The sequence below is a fragment of the Glutamicibacter creatinolyticus genome (assembly GCF_006094275.1).
In the GTDB taxonomy this organism is placed as follows: domain Bacteria; phylum Actinomycetota; class Actinomycetes; order Actinomycetales; family Micrococcaceae; genus Glutamicibacter; species Glutamicibacter creatinolyticus.
The window spans coordinates 892,513-908,204 of sequence record NZ_CP034412.1 but is presented as its reverse complement, the minus strand read 5'-3'; the positions used below and the strand labels follow the sequence as shown (position 1 = coordinate 908,204).

The following is a 15,692-nucleotide window of genomic DNA, read 5'->3' as shown; positions in this document are numbered from 1 at the left end:
CCCGCTGCGGGTCTGCGGTTCTCGGCTACTGCTGGTTGCGCACCAGCTCCAGCACCCGATCGGCATCTTCGGTCGCCTGTTCCAGCTGCTGCGCCTGGTTTTTCCTATCCAGTGGCTGGCTGATGGTGACCATCAGGTTGCCGTGGGCCGCGCGCACCACCATCTGCTGCATGGCCGCCGAGCCATCGCTGCTGGTGAGCAGGTGGGCGCGGGAATACTCGGCACCGGAGGACACCGGCTGCTTGGCCAGGTGATAGGCCACGTGCTTGTCCCCGCGCAGCACCGTGTATCGGGTGCATTTGCTGGACAATTCATCGTCCTTGGCCAGCTGGTCCTTTAGCCTCTGGGTGTCCTTGAAGGCAGCAGCGGCCACGGTGCCCTCATCGGTTTCCAGCAGTGCCATGGTGGCGCCGGCCAGCTGCTCAGCCAGGGGGATGTCCATGATCGGGCCGCATTCAGCGGGGTTGACCTTGATGTCCTTTAGCCAGCTCTGGGCGGCAGGAATGGTGCGGCGCAGCTCTTCGTCGTCGATGAGGTGAGCGTCATTGGCCCCCTGGGAAAATTCGTTCAGTGCATCGTGCATCTGGCTCGCGGAACGTTCAATGGCCGCCGCCTGGGAACCGCCTTCGGCGGCGTCGGTCGGCTCCGCGCTGCAGCCGGCCATTGTCGCGGTTAATGCCACCATCAGGGATAGCACCGTGAAGCGACGTCCCCTGCGCAGTTTCATTGCCCAGCCTTTCGCCTCATGATTCACGGCTCCTGAAAATATCCTTGGGCGCGCCAATTCGCCTCAATAAAGGTTAGAACAGAATGGTCGCGAACGTGCCAATTTGGCGGAAACCCACGCGCTCGTAGCTGCGGATCGCCGCGGTGTTGTAGTCATTGACATATAGGCTCGCGACCGGCGCGAAGCTCAGCGCGTGGTTGACCACGGCAGACATGTATCCGGCGGCCAGCCCTTGCCCGCGGTAGCGGGGGTTGATCCACACGCCCTGGATCTGGGTGGCCTTGGCGGTCACGGTGCCCAGGTCCGCCTTGAAGATCACCTCTCCGTACTGGTCCACATCGAAGAAGGTGTGGCCTTGGCGCAACATGTTGCGCACCCGGCTGCGGTAGTACCCTCCCCCGCTTTCCAGCGGCGAGTAGCCCAATTCCTCTTCGAACATTGCCGCACTGGCGGGCAGCACCAAATCGAAGTCCTGCAGGGTGGCGGTGCGCAGCGTGGTGGCCGGCGGAACCGGGGAAAGGTCTTCGATAGTCATCAGCGGCTGGTTGGCGCGCACGTCAAAAATGCGCTGAGGTCCGGTGGACAGCACCGGCTCCATGGCCATTACCGCCTCGCGCGGGCCGAAGACCGAGGCGAAACGCTGCCGGGTGGCCAAGGCCCGACGCGCATAGGCCTGGGCGTAGGTGTAGTGCATGGCGGTGGGCACGATATTGGCGCCCACCCAGCACGCATTGCTCAGTTCCCCGGGATTTTTGGGCGCGAAGATCTGGGCGAAGCTGTCAGGCGCAGCCGAACGGTGTTGGTCCAGCTGCGCCCGCAGGAAAATGTTGGTGACCGGATCTTCATCCAGCATCGCGAGCAGGGCCGGGGTATCGCTCCGGCCCAGCACGCGCGTTACCTGGTCGGCTTCGTCCTTAGCTGACGGTAACCACGGGAGAACCCGCGGCAGGATTTTCGCCATCGTTCACGCCCATCTCACTGGCAATTCGCTGCGCCTCTTCGATCAGGGTCTCCACGATCTCATCCTCGGGCACGGTCTTGATGACCTCGCCCTTGACGAAGATCTGGCCCTTGCCGTTGCCGGAGGCCACCCCGAGGTCGGCGTCGCGGGCCTCGCCCGGCCCGTTGACGACGCAGCCCATGACGGCCACGCGCAGCGGCGCCTCCATGCCTTCCAGCCCGGCGGTGACCTTGTCGGCCAGCGCGTAGACATCCACCTGGGCGCGTCCGCAGGACGGGCAGGAGACGATGTCCAGCTTGCGCGGGCGCAGGTTCAGCGATTCCAGGATCTGGTTGCCAACCTTGACCTCTTCCACCGGCGGGGCGGAGAGCGAGACGCGGATGGTGTCGCCGATCCCCTGCGAGAGCAGGGCGCCGAAGGCGGTCGCGGACTTGATGGTGCCCTGGAATGCCGGGCCGGCCTCGGTGACGCCCAGGTGCAGCGGCCAGTCCCCGGATTCCGCCAGCAGCTGGTAGGCGCGCACCATGATCACCGGGTCGCTGTGCTTGACCGAGATCTTGAAGTCGTGGAAACCGTGTTCCTCAAACAGGGAGGCTTCCCAGATCGCCGACTCAACCAGCGCCTCCGGGGTTGCCTTGCCGTACTTCTTCAGCAGCTTGGGGTGCAGGGATCCGCCGTTGACGCCGATGCGGATCGAGGTGCCGTGGTCCTTGGCGGCCTGGGCGATTTCCTTGACCTGGTCATCGAACTTGCGGATGTTGCCCGGGTTCACGCGCACCGCACCGCAGCCGGCCTCGATGGCGGCAAAAACGTACTTGGGCTGGAAGTGGATGTCCGCGATGACCGGGATCTGCGACTTCATCGCGATGATCTTCAGCGCCTCGGCGTCCTTGTCGGTGGGGCAGGCCACCCGGACAATGTCGCAGCCGGCAGCCGTGAGCTCCGCGATCTGCTGCAGGGTCGCATTGATGTCATGCGTCTTGGTGGTGGTCATCGTCTGGACGCTGATTGGCGAGTCCGACCCGATGCCCACGCTGCCGACTTTAAACTGACGGGTCTTGCGACGGGGGGCGATGACCGGCGGGGGTGCAGCCGGCATGCCGAGTTTGACCGAAGTCAATGGAGGCCTCCGAAGGATCTGTAGGTAGTTCTCAAGTCCAAGTATGTCACTGTCTGCGCCCGAAGGGGTACGGATGCGAGCTAAACCACCCGGGCACCGGTGCACGCATCGGCCCGGGGCCCGGGATAGCCGCCCGGGTACGAACGCGTCCCCCGCCTTCAACGTATTGGCGGGGGACGCAGGGGGTGGGCCCGAAAGGGTAGGTCGGGCCCGCGGGCCGGGAAACGGCCTGGAGGGAAACTAGTTGGCTTCGGCGATGCGGCGGATGTCGCTGAGCATGCCCGAGACCTGCTCGGCCACCTCGGCGTCGTCCTTCGGGTGGGTCTCGGCGAAGCGGACGACGGAGTTCGGGATGGCGATCTTGATGTCCTCGATCACCTTGGCGCCGGCGATTCCCAGGGCCTTGCGGGCCTCATCCTGGGCCCACACGCCACCGTACTGCCCGAAGGCGGTGCCGATGACTGCGGTCGGCAGGCCGGTGGCCGCCGAGGCGCCGAAGGGGCGTGAGAGCCAGTCAATGGCGTTCTTCAGCACGGCCGGCATGGTTCCGTTGTACTCCGGGGAAACCACCAGCAGGGCGTCGGCCTCGGCCACTGCGGCACGCAGGGCCGCGGCGGCGGCGGGAACCTGGCCCTCGACGTCCTTGTCCTCGTTGTAGAACGGCAGGTTCTCCAGGCCGGAATACACGCTGACTTCCACGCCTTCCGGGGCGTTTTCGACAGTGGCCTCGGCCAGCTGGCGGTTGGTGGATCCATTGCGCAGGGAACCGACAAGGGTCAGGACCTTGGTCGCCATAGGGCGTCTCCTTAGATAGTGAAGCTAGAACACCGCGTCATACTGATGACGCTTCAACTACCTAAACAGTACCCTTCCGTACTGCATTCCGTTTGAGGGCTGTGACGCTGGACACGGCCAGCGTTCTGGTTTCCGCCCCGCGCCGGCTTGCGGGTGGATTGCCAGGGGACTGAGCGTTCCGTGCTCCTGCCCCTGGGGACCACTCTGCTCCCAACTTCGGAGAACCTTTGAACCCATTTCGCCGGCATTGCCGGAGTCCTACGGTAAGGGACAAGAACCGATCCGACACCAGGAGGAAAACATGGACAGCTTTCAACACTTCATCGATTCCGCGGGGCGGGCCGTGGATGCCGTCGGCGTTGCCGCCGTTATTATCGGCACGCTGCTGGCCGCGCTCTTCGCCGCCACCCGGTTGCTACGCCGCGAGGGCGAGGTCTACCGAAAGTTCCGCCAGTTTCTGGGGCGCTCCATCCTGCTGGGCCTTGAACTGCTGGTGGCGGCCGACATCATTCGCACCGTGGCGGTCACCCCGTCCATGGAAAGCGTTGCGGTGCTCGCCGCGATTGTGCTGATCCGAACCTTCCTCAGCTGGTCGCTGGAATTGGAGATTACCGGGCGTTGGCCCTGGCAGAAGCGGCCAGGAGGCGCAGAAGCCGAACCGGACGCCGCCTGAGGCGTGAAGCGCCGCATCCAGTCCGCGACGGGGATCAGTGGACGGCAGGAGTCTTGATCAGAAGGGCGGGTCGGAGGGTTCGCTTTCCGCTCCGTCACGGCGGACGATGCTGATCATCCCGTTGGGTTCCACATAGGCCCGTTCAACCTGCCCAACTTCTTCAATCCCGTGCAGACGCAGTTGTGATTCCACTTCCGCCCGGGTCATGAATTCTCGGAGCATGACCTTCCGGTTTAGCCTGCCGTTCTTGATCAGCAGCTTCGGCTTGGCCTTGAGCAGTCGAGCGACGAAGGGGAAACGATAAGCCAGCGCATCAACAATGACGCTCCACACCAGCATCGTGACGATCAGGATCAGTCCGTCCCCAATCGACTCCCCCTCGCCGTTCAGTCCCGGGGCTGCCGCCTGGGCCACCAGCACCACCAAGAGCACGTCGGTGATGCCCAGGCCCCCGGATTCCCGCTGACCGACCAAACGCATCAGGATGAGCAAGGCAAGGAAGATGATGGTTCCGCGCACCACCACCTCCAGCAAGGGCAGGGTCGGGGCCAAAAGTGAATTCCAGTCCATGGTCCATTCATGCCATGTCCGCTGAGGACCTGCCCGCCTCCGAGGAGGGTACGGAACGTTGCCTGAAGGTCCCCGAGGAAACAGTGCGGCCCCATTGCGGTTTCCGGTTGCCGGCGCGAGGATTCTTAGGGTCTTGGATGCCGCGGTGCACGGAGCCGTCCTGGAGCAAAGTGGCTGCGGCCGGGACGTAACAGCAGCGGTGGGAAATGGAAAGGGGTGCGCCATCGGTTGCCAGTCGGCGCGACAGCTCTAGGCAGGCGGCACGCAGATTCGAGGGTGGGCAGGTTCCCGTGGGGGACACAATGGCATGGTCTGACACCAAAGCGGAGGTTTTCTGATGTCCAGTGCTGAGGCAAATGACCGCCGGGGTGCGCCGGCACGCTCTGGGAAGGGCCGGGGTGGCATCAACCCCGCCCGGCGCACCATCCTTTCCGGGTTCCTCTTCGGTTGCGGCATCGCCGCCTCGATGATCGACCTGTTCATCTTTCACCTCGGGCTGCAGTGGCATCACTTCTATGACCTGTCCACCACCGAGGTCGCGTTGACCGCCGACGGGTTCTTCCATGCCTTTGGCTGGTTCATCACCATCTGGGGGTTGTTCCTGCTGGCCGATGTGCGGCGCCGGGGCGAAGTGAATTGGAAACGCTGGAGCGGTGCGTTGATCGCCGGGGTGGGCTTCTTCCAGCTCTTTGACGGGATTGTGGACCACAAGATCCTGCGAATCCATCAGATCCGCTACGACGTGGATCTGCTGCCCTACGACGCGATCTGGATTGGGTCGGCCATGGTGCTGCTGCTGGTTGGGCTGCTGATCCTGTGGCGCGCCCGGCCGCACCGCACGGACACGTAGGCGGTTTCATGGGACATACCCACCATGCCGCCCTGTTGGCAGCCCATGGCCACCAGCCCCTGGGCTGGCAGGTGTTTGAGGTTGTGGCCGTGTTGCTGTTGGCGGCAGCTGCGTTCGGTTACGCGGCGGGGCTGATCACCTCCCGGAACCGCGGCCGCTGGCCGGCGCCCCGCACGCTCGCCTGGTATGCGGGGCTATTGTGTGCCGCGGCCGGGCTGGCTGGACCGGTGGCGACGGCCGCCCACACCAGTTTTACCGCCCACATGTTCGGGCACCTGCTGCTGGGCATGCTCGCCCCGCTGCTGCTGGTGCTGGCCCGCCCGATCACGCTGGCCCTGCGCGCCCTGCCGGTGAGGCAGGCGCGGGCAGTGACCCGGCTGCTGCGCTCGGCCCCGATTCGGGTGCTCACCCATCCGTTCGTTGCCGGCATCCTGAACGCCGGCGGGCTGTGGCTTCTCTACACCACGGACCTGTATCACCTCATGCATTCCTCGGTGCTGCTCCATGCGGTGGTTCACGTGCACATCTTCCTGGCCGGGTACGTGTTCACCGCCTCCGTGGTTGGCGGAGATCCGGATCCGCACCGGGCCTCGTTCCGGATGCGGGCCACGGTGCTGGTCAGCTTCATCGCGGCCCATGCAATTCTGGCGAAGTGGTTGTACGCGCATCCGCCCGTCGGAGTGGAGGCCGCGGATGGGCGGGCTGGGGCCCAGCTGATGTACTACGGCGGGGATGCGGTGGACGTTGGCCTGATCGTGCTGCTGTTTATCGGCTGGTACGCCGCGACCCGTCCCAGGCCCGGGGGCCGGCCGGCCGCGGACACGGTCTGAAGGCCCCTCTGCCCCTGTCTCCTGTCCCGATCAGGCCTGCCGCTTCAGACCCGGATCCCGGAATCCTTCAGCGCCTGACGCGCCGCATGCCATCCGGCCATGCCGTGCACTCCCCCGCCCGGTGGGGTGGAGGAGGAGCACAGGTACAGCCCGGGCACCCCAAGCCGGTACGGGGTCAGGGACGCGGTGGGCCGCAGGAACTGCTGCAGCCCGTTCAGTGCACCGCCGCCGATGTCCCCGCCCACCAGGTTCGGGTTCCAGGCCTCCAGTGCGGTCGGGTCCGTTTCCACCCGGCGCAGGACGCGATCCCGGAAGCCGGGGGCGAAGCGTTCAATCTGCTCATCAATCTTCTCCCCGGCCGGGCCCTGGTAGCCCTGCGGCACGTGGGCATAGGCCCACACCACGTGCTTTCCGGCCGGGGCCCGCGAGGCGTCGGCGGAGGACGGCTGGACCACCATGACAAACGGGCGCTCGGGCAGCCGACCCCGGGCGACCTCGCGTTCGGCCGCGACCAGTTCCTCGGCATTGCCCACCACGTGCACGGTGCCGGCATTGGCGGTGCGTGGATCCCGCCACGGTACCGGGCCGTCCAGCAGGTAATCGACCTTGTGGGCGGCGGTGCCGTAGCGCCAGCGCCCCAGCTGGGTGCGGTATCGGGCCGAGAGCCGGTCCCCGGCCAGCTGCAGGACCTGGCGCGGGGTGATGTCCAGCAGGTTTAGTTCGGCCGGAGGCAGCTCATCCAGGTCCTGGATGGGTACTTGGGTGTGGATCTGCACCCCGCGCTGGCGGACGACCCGTTCCAGCGCCGCGGCAATGGATCCGGTGCCGCCGCGTGCCACCGGCCAGCCCCAGGTCTGGCCCAGCGCACCGAACAGGACTCCGAACCCGGAGGTGAAGGGGTGCTCCATGGGCAGCATGGAGTGGGCGCTGGCCCCGGCGAACAGGGCCCGGGCCTGGCGGCTGCGGAACAGTGCCGGGCCGAGCAGCGCGGTGGGCACCAGTGCACGCATCCCGAATCCGGCCATCAGCACCGGGTGTGGCGGGATGCGGGTCAGCGGGCTGGTGGCGTTGCGCAGGATCTCGGCAGGGCGGCGCACGAACGGGGAATGCAGTACCCGCCAGGCCCGCGCATCCTGGGGGAACTGCTGCACCGTGGCCTCCATGCCCCGGTGCAGGAGCACCGAGTCGGCCCCGTCCAGCGGGTGGGCCAGCGGGTAGTCGTGGAACGCCCACTCCAGCCCCGCCTCGGTCAGTCCCAGATGCGCGAATGCCGGGCTGCCGTAGGCGAAGGGGTGCGCCGCCGCGCCCAGGTCGACGGTGACATCATCACCCAGGGTGTGGCCCGAGGCGGCGGCACCGCCAACCACGGCGTTGCGCTCGAAAAGCTGCACCTGCACCCCGTGCTCGGCCAGCACCGCCGCAGCGGTCAGGCCATTGGGTCCAGAACCCACCACGTTCGCACGCAACACCATTGCTCGTTCTCCCCTGCTCCTGTTCTTTACCGCCCCTGACCGGGACGGTCGGCTTCCTGCTCGGCTGTGCTCCTAGCCCTTGTCGATGAAGCGGTCCTTCCAGGAGTCATTGCTGATATCGCACAGTTGACTGATCTGGTCCTCGGCCCGCCGGGCCAGGTCCGCCAGCAGTTCCGGATCCAGCCGCGGCTCCTCGGGGACCATTAGCTCCAGGGTTCGCCACATGCGCAGCTTGGCGTTCAGCAGGCCGGTCAGCACATCCAGCTGCACCTGAGCCAGCGAGAGCCGTCGCATGCGGGAGGGGTTGAACGGGTTAAAGCGCCCCACGATCCAGGCGAGAGGGGCAAAGAGTTTCAAGGCCTTGTGCTCTTCGAAACCCAGCTGGGCAATGATCCGCTTCAGGTCCTCCTGGTCGGCGTGCACCTGATTCTCCAGGGAGATCAGACGCTGTTCATTGGCCGTGCCCTGCCATGTTTCGACGGCTGCCTTGAAGTGTTCCAGCCCGGAGCGGGAGCCCAAGAGGTGCTCGCTGAGGTACTGATGCAGTTTGTCCTGATCGATGCGCATGTCAGTGGCCATGGCCGGTGGTCCTCCGCGGTCGGTCCGGGGCGCACCGGTGGTGCCGATGCGCCCTTCTGTGCTCCGCACGCTACCGGGCAGCCCGGACCCGGCCAACCACCGGGAGGATTTCACGGTGTTTTCCCACCTAACCCGCATCGGCTGTTCCCCCTGGGGTGCGGGGGCGTTAAAACAGGACTCCCGGCCCACCATTGCTGATGGGCCGGGAATTTCCCGCACCTGTGCGCCAGGCACCCAGCGGTTCACCGGAAAGGCAGGATTGTGGCCTACGAGGAGTATTCCTTCAGCAGGCCGGTAACCGGATTCCACTGGGTGATCACGGTCTTGTCCAGGGCGCCGGTCTTGTTGAACGGATCCTCATCCAGCACCTTGCGCAGCGCCTCTTCCGACTCGGCGCGCATGATCAGCAGCGCCCCATCGGTGATCGGGCACGGCCCGGAGGCCAGCAGCTGCACCGGACCGTCGGATTCAAGGAATTCGGACAGGTACCCGCGGTGGGTCGGGCGGTGCTCATTGCGCAGTTCTTCGGAATCTTCGGCGTACACGTATTCAACGGCAAAAACTTTCATGGTTTCAGCGTAGCGGCACGGCGCCTAGAAGATCTGGATGGGTTTGAAGATGTCCGCGTATATTAAGAGCCCGCCCATGATCATCATGCCCACCACCACCACGTAGGTCAGCGGCAACAGCTTCAGCGTGTCCACCGGGGCCACGTCCTTCTGCCCGCGCAGCCGGGCGAAGAAGCGCTTGAGCCCTTCGAACAGCGCCCCGGCCACGTGCCCGCCATCCAGGGGCAGCAGCGGGATCAGGTTGAAGGCGAACAACGCCAGGTTCAGCCCGCCAATCAGCGAGATCAGTGAGGCGACCTTGTCCTGCAGCCCCAACTGGTCCGAGGCGTTGATTTCCCCGGCGATCCGGCCCACCCCGACCACGGACACCGGCCCGTTCGGGTCGCGTTCCTCGGTGCCAAAGGCCGCCTGCGCCACATCCACCAGGCGCTGGGGCAGGTGCAGGATGACGTTGCCGATCTGCTTCAGCTGGTTGCCCACCACTGCCGGCACCGCGCTGAGCGGCTGGGGCAGGTTCTGGACACTGGAGCTCATCCCCACGAACCCCACCTGCTCGGTGAGCACCTTGCCGTCATCCCCGCTCACCGGGTAGCCGTTGGGATCCAGCTGCGGACGCTCGGTCAAGTAGGGGGACAGCGTGGTGCTGTGGCTGGTCCCGTCCCGCTCATACTCCAGGGCGATGCTCTGGCCCGGGTGCTCGCGGATCACCCCGGTCAACTCGTACCATTCATCGTGGGCCACCGGCTGGCCGTTGACCGAGGTGATGGTGTCCCCCGGACGCAGCCCGGCCGCGTAGGCCGGGGCGGACCGGTCGTTGGCACCGCACTGGGCCTCGTCGGCGTTCTGCGCGGTGGCCATGCACTGGTACACCTCGGACACCGTGGTGGTGGCGGTGGAGACCCCGAAGCCCATCACCACGATCGCGATCATCACGAAGCCGATCACCAGGTTCACCAGCGGACCGCCGAGCATGATGATGATCCGCTTGTGGATCGGCAGCTGGTAGAACATCCGGCCCGCGTCGGTGTCCACCACCTGCTCGTTGGCCTGGGAGCGTGCATCATCGATCAGCTGCCCGAACGCGCGGGTCATCAGCCCTGGCTTCTTGCCCGCCACGGCCTGGGCGCGCGGCGGGTACATGCCCACCATGGACACGTAGCCGCCCAGCGGGATCGCCTTGAGACCATACTCGGTTTCCCCGCGCTCGAAGGAGAACAGGGTCTTGCCAAAGCCGATCATGTACTGCGGAACCCGCAACCCGAACTTCTTGGCCGGCAGCAGGTGCCCCACCTCGTGCAGGGCGATCGAGGCGGCGATCGCCACCACCATGACCAGCACCCCGCCAATGAACATGAGTGTGTTCATGCCAGCTCCTTGATGAAGTTCCCGGCGAAGGACCGCGCCCAGCGGTCGGTGTCCAGCACCAGCTCGGCGCTGGGTGCCTGCTGCGGCGCCTGGTAGGCCTCCAGGGCCCGTTCGATGGTGTCCACGATGTCGGTGAAGCGGATGCGCCCGTCGTGGAAGGCGTCCACCGCTTCCTCGTTCACCGCGTTGTACACGGCCATGTGCGTGGCCGAGGCCTGCGCGGCCTGCTTGGCCAGGCGCACCGCGGAGAACACCTGCTCATCCAGCGGCTCGAACGTCCAGCTGGCGGCGGTGGAGAAATCACAGGCCTGCGCGGCCCCGGGAACCCGGTGCGGCCAGTTCATGCCCAGCGCGATCGGCAGGCGCATGTCCGGCGGGGAGGCCTGGGCGATCACCGAACCGTCAATGAACTGGACCATGGAATGCACGATCGACTGGCGGTGCACAACCGGTTCGATCCGCTCCAGCGGTACGTCAAAGAGCAGGTGCGCCTCGATGACCTCCAGCGCCTTGTTGACCATGGTCGCCGAGTTCGTGGTGACCACCCGGCCCATGTCCCAGGTCGGGTGCGCCAGCGCCTGCTCGGGGCTGACTTCGCGCAGCTGTTCGTGGCTGTAGCCGACGAACGGTCCCCCGGACGCGGTGACGATCAGCTTGGCCACCTCATCGGGGGTGCCCGAACGCAGGGCCTGGGCCAGGGCGGAGTGTTCGGAGTCCACCGGGGCGATCTGCCCGGGGGCGGCGGCGGCCTTGACGACCTGCCCGCCAATGATCAGGGATTCCTTGTTGGCCAGCGCCAGCAGGTGACCGGCCTGAAGTGCGGCCAGGGTGGGCTTCAGCCCGATGGCCCCGGTAATCCCGTTGAGCACCACATCGGCACGCTCATACCCGGCCACGGTGGTGGCCGCCTGCTCACCGGCGACCAGCTGCGGGTGGTAGCCGCTGGCCCCGGCGGCCTCGGCGGCCTGGGCGATCGCCGAGGCCAGGGCGTCCACGTCGGGCAGCGCGCACCCGACCAGTTCGGCGCGGAAGGCCACGGCCTGCTGGGCCAGGAGGGTGAGGTTGCGTCCTCCGGCGAGCGCGGCGACGCAAAAGCGTTCAGGGGCCTTGGCGATGACGTCCAGGCCCTGGTTGCCGATGGAGCCGGTGGATCCAAGCAGCGTGACGCGGCGCGGGTGCCCGGCGGGGGTAAAAACAGATTCGGTGCTCACCCAACAATTATGGACGTGAACGCTGTGAGCGCCCAAAGAGCTGGCCGGGGTGTGATTCTGAACCGGATGGCTCGCCTGGGGCGCGGGCGCCGCACTACTCTGGGCTCAGGTCCCCCGCCCCGCTGGCGCGCACCGATATGCTGCTGGCGGACGGCCACGGATCCCAGCAACGTCAGCAGGAGGGCAGCAGCTCATGGAGAACCAGGCGAACAACGGCAACCAGGCGGACGAGGCAGTGGCGGTGAAGAACGCCAGCACCCCGCAGCAGATTCCCGAGCTCTTCGCCGAAGGCTGGAACAAGAAGGACGCCCAGGCCCTGGGGGCCGTCTTTGCCAAGGACGCGGACTTCGTGAACGTCGTGGGCCTGTGGTGGAACGACCGCGAAACCATCATGGACCGGCACGCCTACGGGTTTGAACGGATCTTCGCCGACAGCTTCATGACGCTGATCGAGGTGCGCGTGCGCCCCCTGGGCCAGGACCATGCGGTGGTCCACGCCCTGTGGGAGGTGACCGGGCAGAACACCGAGCACGGCCAGAAGGCCGGGGCCCGCACCGGGATCTTCAGCTTCGTGGCCGAACGCGACGGTGAGATCTGGCGGGCGGTCAGCGCCCAGAACACCGACCGCGCCCCGGGGATGCAAACCCACGTGGCCGAAGGCGGGACCCTGCGCACCGCGTCCTATAAGAACCTCTCCCCCAAGAGCGGGAGCTAGCCGTGGGTAGCCGGCCCCGAACCACCCTGGGGTTCGGGGCCGGCGCAGCGTCGTGGTTTACCCTGCGTGCAGCCGCGGGCTACTGCCCCGACCCGGCCGCGCTGTGCCCTTGCCGGGTGAACATCAGGCAGGTGCGCCGGGCGGTGGCCACCACCACGCCGTCCTGGTTCTTGCCCGTGTGCTCGAACGTGGCAATGCCCATCCCCGGTTTCGACTTGCTCTCGCGCAGGCTGATGACTTTCGACTCGGTGTACAGCGTGTCCCCCGGGTAGAGCGGGTGCGGGAAGTTGATCTCGGACAGTCCCAGCTGCCCCACGATGGTGCCCTGGGTCAGCTGCGGCACCGACTGGCCCACCATGGTGGCCAGGGTGAACATCGAGTTCATGACCCGCCCGCCCAGCGGCTGGGCGCTGGCGAACACCTCATCCAGGTGCAGCGCCTGGGTGTTCATGGTCATGGTCGTGAACAGGACGTTGTCGGTCTCGGTCATGGTCCGTCCCGGTGAATGCACATAGAGCGCATCCTCCTGAAGCTCATCAAAATACAGGCCGCGCTGCTCAATCCGCTTCATCTGCGCCCCTGCCCTACAGTCCCAGGCTGCGGGCGATCAGCATCAGCTGCACCTCGGTGGTGCCCTCGCCGATTTCCAGGATCTTTGAATCCCGGTAGTGCCGGGCCACCAGCGACTCGTTGATGAAGCCGTAGCCGCCGAAGACCTGGGTGGCATCACGCGCATTGTCCATGGCCGCCTCGGAGGCGATCAGCTTCGCATGCGCCGCCTCGATCTTGAAGTCCTGTCCGGCCAGCATCTTCGCCGCCGCCGCATAATAGGCCAGGCGGGCCGAGTGCACCCGGGAGGCCATGCGCGCGATGGTGAAGGAGATCGCCTGGTTCTTGCCGATCGCCGTGCCGAAGGTGGTGCGGGTCTTGGCGTACTCGACGGCCTCGTCCAGACACCCCTGGGCGGCGCCGGTGGCCAGGGCCGCGATCGCGATGCGCCCCTCATCCAGGATCTCCAGGAAATAGGCGTAGCCGCGTCCGCGCTCGCCGAGCAGGTTCTCCTCGGGAACCACCGCGTCGTTGAAGCTCAGCGGGTGGGTGTCGCTCGCCCGCCAGCCGACCTTGTCGTAGGCCGGCTCCACGGTGAAGCCGGGGGTGCCGCTGGGCACGATCAGCGCGGAGATTTCCTTGGCGCCGGTCTTCGCGTCCTGGCCGGTGACCGCAGTGATGCTCACGTGCGAGGTGATGTCGGTGCCGGAGTTGGTGATGAACTCCTTGGCCCCATTGATCTTCCACTGCCCGTCCTGCAGCACGGCCTTGGTCTTGGAGGCCGAGGCGTCGGATCCGGCGCCCGGCTCGGTCAGCCCAAAGCCGCCCAGCTTTGTGCCGGCGGCCAGTTCCGGCAGCCAGCGCTGCTTCTGCTCCTCGGAGCCAAAACGGTAGATCGGCATGGCGCCCAGGGACACCCCGGCTTCCAGGGTGATGGCCACCGACTGGTCCACCCGCCCCAGTTCCTCCAGCGCCAGGGCCAGGGCGAAGTAGTCCCCGCCCATGCCGCCGTAGTCCTCACTGATGGGCAGCCCGAACAGCCCCAGCTCCCCCATTTGCGCCACAACCTCATACGGGAAGGTGTGGGTGGCATCATGGTGGGCGCTGACCGGGGCAACAACCTCACGGGCAAATTCGCGGACTACCTGCACCAGGTCCTGGTAGCTCTCATCCAGTTCGTGTTCCAACATGCGAGTCTTCCTCCACAGCTTGGCCGCGCCGCACCCGGGTGCCGGTGGGTCCCGGGGACGGCGAGGGACTTGGCGGTGCCGGTGCGTAATGCGTTGAGTCGCCCCGGCACAGCACGTAAGGTTAATAATGATTAACTAATTCGAGACTAGTGGCGCAGTTCACACTTGTCTAGCGTTAGCCGAACCACGAGTGCAAGGGGGCGTTCACATGGCCAAGAGCTACCCGCATCTGAGCGAGCCGACCGAGCGTGAGCGGGCCAAGGCCGAGCGGCGCGAGTCCCTGTTGCGCGAAGCCACCCGGCTCTTTGCCCTGCACGGCTACGCCGGGGTGTCACTGGAGGATCTGGGGGCGGCCTGCGGGATTTCCGGTCCGGCGGTGTACCGGCATTTCTCCGGCAAGCAGGCCGTGTTGATCGCGCTGATGGTGGACATGTCCAAGGACATCCTCGACGGCGGGCAGAAGGCGGTGGGTTCCGGCGGTGAGCCGCTGGAGGTGCTGGGCCGACTGGTGGATTTCCACACCGACTTCTCGCTCTCGCGCCCGGACATCATCCAGGTGCAGGACCGCGACCTGAAGTCGCTGCCCAAGAATGAGCTGCAGCTGGTTCGCAAGCTGCAGAACTCCTACATCGGGTTGTGGACGGACCAGCTGGGCAAGCTGCACCCGAACGCGACCTCGCAAATCAATCGCTTCCGGGCCCATGCGGTCTTCGGGCTGCTGAACTCGACGTCACATTCGGTTCACAACCCGCGCACCAAGAAGTCCGGTTTGAAGGCGCTGCTGTCCCAGATGGCTCTCGCCGCCCTCACTTCCCCGGTAGGCTAGTGCCGACCACCCATTTTGATGCCGTATCGACCGATGCGGTCCCCGTTTCAAGACGAAAGGCTGTTCTCGTGCATCTACGTGAAGTGCGCCCTTCCGACCTCGACGACTTCTTCGCCCACCAGCAGGAGCCGGAGGCCAACCTGATGGCTGCCTATCAGGCGCGCAACCCCTCGGACCGCTCGGTGTTCAACCACCACTGGTCCTCCATCCTCAATGACCCCAAGGTCATTGTGCGCACCATCGAGCACGAGGGCGAGGTGGCCGGGTCCATCCTGGTCTTCGAACATGAGAAGACACCGGAGATCAACTTCTGGACCTCCAGCAAGTTCTGGGGCAAGGGCATCACCACCAGCGCCGTGGATGCCTTCCTGGCCGAATACACCAAGCGTCCGCTGCTCGCCCACGTGGTGCAGGACAACCTGGGATCGATCAAGGTCCTGGAACGCCGGGGCTTCAAGCTGGTGGGCACCGAGGATGTCTTTTCCAACTCCCGCGCCGAAGTGGTCACCGAAAACGTCATGCAGCTGGACTAGCTGCCCGCCGCGCGCCAACGACGCCGCGCCGGCCACCACCGGGTGAAACAGGACGTGCCGCCATCGCGGCTCCTGTTTCACCCGGTGCTGTTTAACCCCAGAACGGCCATTGCACGCCTGAGGGCACCGGCCCTCGCCGTCGCGGGGGCCTTTACCG

General features: G+C 66.1%; 18 protein-coding genes. 6 read left to right on the top strand and 12 right to left on the bottom strand.

What is annotated here, in order from left to right:
• Nucleotides 1-25 precede the first annotated feature (25 nt).
• The 4 genes from GcLGCM259_RS04160 to GcLGCM259_RS04145 form a co-directional block, all read right to left on the bottom strand.
• Nucleotides 26-685 carry a hypothetical protein gene (locus GcLGCM259_RS04160; RefSeq protein WP_175419318.1) on the bottom strand — a complete coding sequence of 220 codons (660 nt, stop codon included), beginning with the start codon at nt 683-685 and terminating at the stop codon, nt 26-28.
• Nucleotides 686-800: 115 nt separating this feature from the next.
• Nucleotides 801-1,616: a GNAT family N-acetyltransferase gene (locus GcLGCM259_RS04155; protein ID WP_246049762.1), complete on the bottom strand. Its 816-nt coding sequence runs from the start codon at nt 1,614-1,616 to the stop codon at nt 801-803.
• Nucleotides 1,617-1,641: 25 nt separating this feature from the next.
• Nucleotides 1,642-2,808: a flavodoxin-dependent (E)-4-hydroxy-3-methylbut-2-enyl-diphosphate synthase gene (gene ispG, locus GcLGCM259_RS04150; RefSeq protein WP_138925862.1), complete on the bottom strand. Its 1,167-nt coding sequence runs from the start codon at nt 2,806-2,808 to the stop codon at nt 1,642-1,644.
• Between the two features lie 240 nt (nt 2,809-3,048).
• The gene (locus tag GcLGCM259_RS04145) at nt 3,049-3,603 is read right to left on the bottom strand and encodes an NAD(P)H-dependent oxidoreductase (RefSeq protein ID WP_138173342.1); all 555 of its coding nucleotides are present in this window, start codon (nt 3,601-3,603) and stop codon (nt 3,049-3,051) included.
• Between the two features lie 301 nt (nt 3,604-3,904).
• Between GcLGCM259_RS04145 and GcLGCM259_RS04140 the strand changes: the two genes are divergently transcribed.
• Nucleotides 3,905-4,276: a DUF1622 domain-containing protein gene (locus tag GcLGCM259_RS04140; protein ID WP_138925861.1), complete on the top strand. Its 372-nt coding sequence runs from the start codon at nt 3,905-3,907 to the stop codon at nt 4,274-4,276.
• Between the two features lie 57 nt (nt 4,277-4,333).
• Here GcLGCM259_RS04140 and GcLGCM259_RS04135 read toward each other — a convergent pair whose 3' ends face one another.
• Nucleotides 4,334-4,846, bottom strand: a complete 513-nt coding sequence (locus tag GcLGCM259_RS04135; protein WP_138925860.1) for a DUF421 domain-containing protein — start codon at nt 4,844-4,846, stop codon at nt 4,334-4,336.
• A 337-nt stretch (nt 4,847-5,183) separates the two neighbouring features.
• On the opposite strand from GcLGCM259_RS04135, the gene GcLGCM259_RS04130 reads away from it, so the two are divergent.
• Complete coding sequence (locus GcLGCM259_RS04130; protein ID WP_138925859.1) at nt 5,184-5,696, top strand: DUF2243 domain-containing protein; 513 nt, start codon at nt 5,184-5,186, stop codon at nt 5,694-5,696.
• A gap of 8 nt (nt 5,697-5,704) precedes the next feature.
• A complete protein-coding gene (locus tag GcLGCM259_RS04125; RefSeq protein WP_138925858.1) occupies nt 5,705-6,526 on the top strand; it encodes a cytochrome c oxidase assembly protein in 822 nt (273 codons plus the stop codon).
• 44 nt (nt 6,527-6,570) lie between these two features.
• On the opposite strand, the gene GcLGCM259_RS04120 is transcribed toward GcLGCM259_RS04125, so the two are convergent.
• From GcLGCM259_RS04120 to dxr, 5 genes are all read right to left on the bottom strand, one after another.
• The gene (locus tag GcLGCM259_RS04120; RefSeq protein WP_138925857.1) at nt 6,571-7,998 is read right to left on the bottom strand and encodes a phytoene desaturase family protein; all 1,428 of its coding nucleotides are present in this window, start codon (nt 7,996-7,998) and stop codon (nt 6,571-6,573) included.
• Nucleotides 7,999-8,070: 72 nt separating this feature from the next.
• Nucleotides 8,071-8,577, bottom strand: a complete 507-nt coding sequence (locus GcLGCM259_RS04115; protein WP_246049761.1) for a hypothetical protein — start codon at nt 8,575-8,577, stop codon at nt 8,071-8,073.
• 266 nt (nt 8,578-8,843) lie between these two features.
• Nucleotides 8,844-9,146 carry a YciI family protein gene (locus tag GcLGCM259_RS04110; protein ID WP_138173352.1) on the bottom strand — a complete coding sequence of 101 codons (303 nt, stop codon included), beginning with the start codon at nt 9,144-9,146 and terminating at the stop codon, nt 8,844-8,846.
• Between the two features lie 24 nt (nt 9,147-9,170).
• Nucleotides 9,171-10,511 carry a M50 family metallopeptidase gene (locus GcLGCM259_RS04105; RefSeq protein ID WP_138925856.1) on the bottom strand — a complete coding sequence of 447 codons (1,341 nt, stop codon included), beginning with the start codon at nt 10,509-10,511 and terminating at the stop codon, nt 9,171-9,173.
• On the bottom strand, nt 10,508-11,722 hold the full coding sequence (gene dxr, locus GcLGCM259_RS04100; protein ID WP_138925855.1) for a 1-deoxy-D-xylulose-5-phosphate reductoisomerase: 1,215 nt from the start codon (nt 11,720-11,722) through the stop codon (nt 10,508-10,510). The genes GcLGCM259_RS04105 and dxr overlap by 4 nt, the downstream gene beginning before the upstream one ends.
• Nucleotides 11,723-11,915: 193 nt before the next feature.
• On the opposite strand from dxr, the gene GcLGCM259_RS04095 reads away from it, so the two are divergent.
• Nucleotides 11,916-12,437 carry a YybH family protein gene (locus tag GcLGCM259_RS04095; protein WP_138925854.1) on the top strand — a complete coding sequence of 174 codons (522 nt, stop codon included), beginning with the start codon at nt 11,916-11,918 and terminating at the stop codon, nt 12,435-12,437.
• Nucleotides 12,438-12,516: 79 nt separating this feature from the next.
• Here the strand turns inward: GcLGCM259_RS04095 and GcLGCM259_RS04090 are convergent, their stop codons facing one another.
• Both GcLGCM259_RS04090 and GcLGCM259_RS04085 read right to left on the bottom strand, forming a co-directional pair.
• Nucleotides 12,517-13,008, bottom strand: coding sequence for a MaoC family dehydratase (locus GcLGCM259_RS04090; RefSeq protein ID WP_138925853.1), 492 nt, complete (start codon nt 13,006-13,008; stop codon nt 12,517-12,519).
• Between the two features lie 13 nt (nt 13,009-13,021).
• Complete coding sequence (locus GcLGCM259_RS04085; protein WP_138925852.1) at nt 13,022-14,176, bottom strand: acyl-CoA dehydrogenase family protein; 1,155 nt, start codon at nt 14,174-14,176, stop codon at nt 13,022-13,024.
• 208 nt (nt 14,177-14,384) lie between these two features.
• On the opposite strand from GcLGCM259_RS04085, the gene GcLGCM259_RS04080 reads away from it, so the two are divergent.
• Both GcLGCM259_RS04080 and GcLGCM259_RS04075 read left to right on the top strand, forming a co-directional pair.
• The gene (locus GcLGCM259_RS04080; RefSeq protein ID WP_138925851.1) at nt 14,385-15,002 is read left to right on the top strand and encodes a TetR/AcrR family transcriptional regulator; all 618 of its coding nucleotides are present in this window, start codon (nt 14,385-14,387) and stop codon (nt 15,000-15,002) included.
• 68 nt (nt 15,003-15,070) lie between these two features.
• On the top strand, nt 15,071-15,535 hold the full coding sequence (locus GcLGCM259_RS04075; RefSeq protein ID WP_138173364.1) for a GNAT family N-acetyltransferase: 465 nt from the start codon (nt 15,071-15,073) through the stop codon (nt 15,533-15,535).
• Nucleotides 15,536-15,692 lie beyond the last annotated feature (157 nt).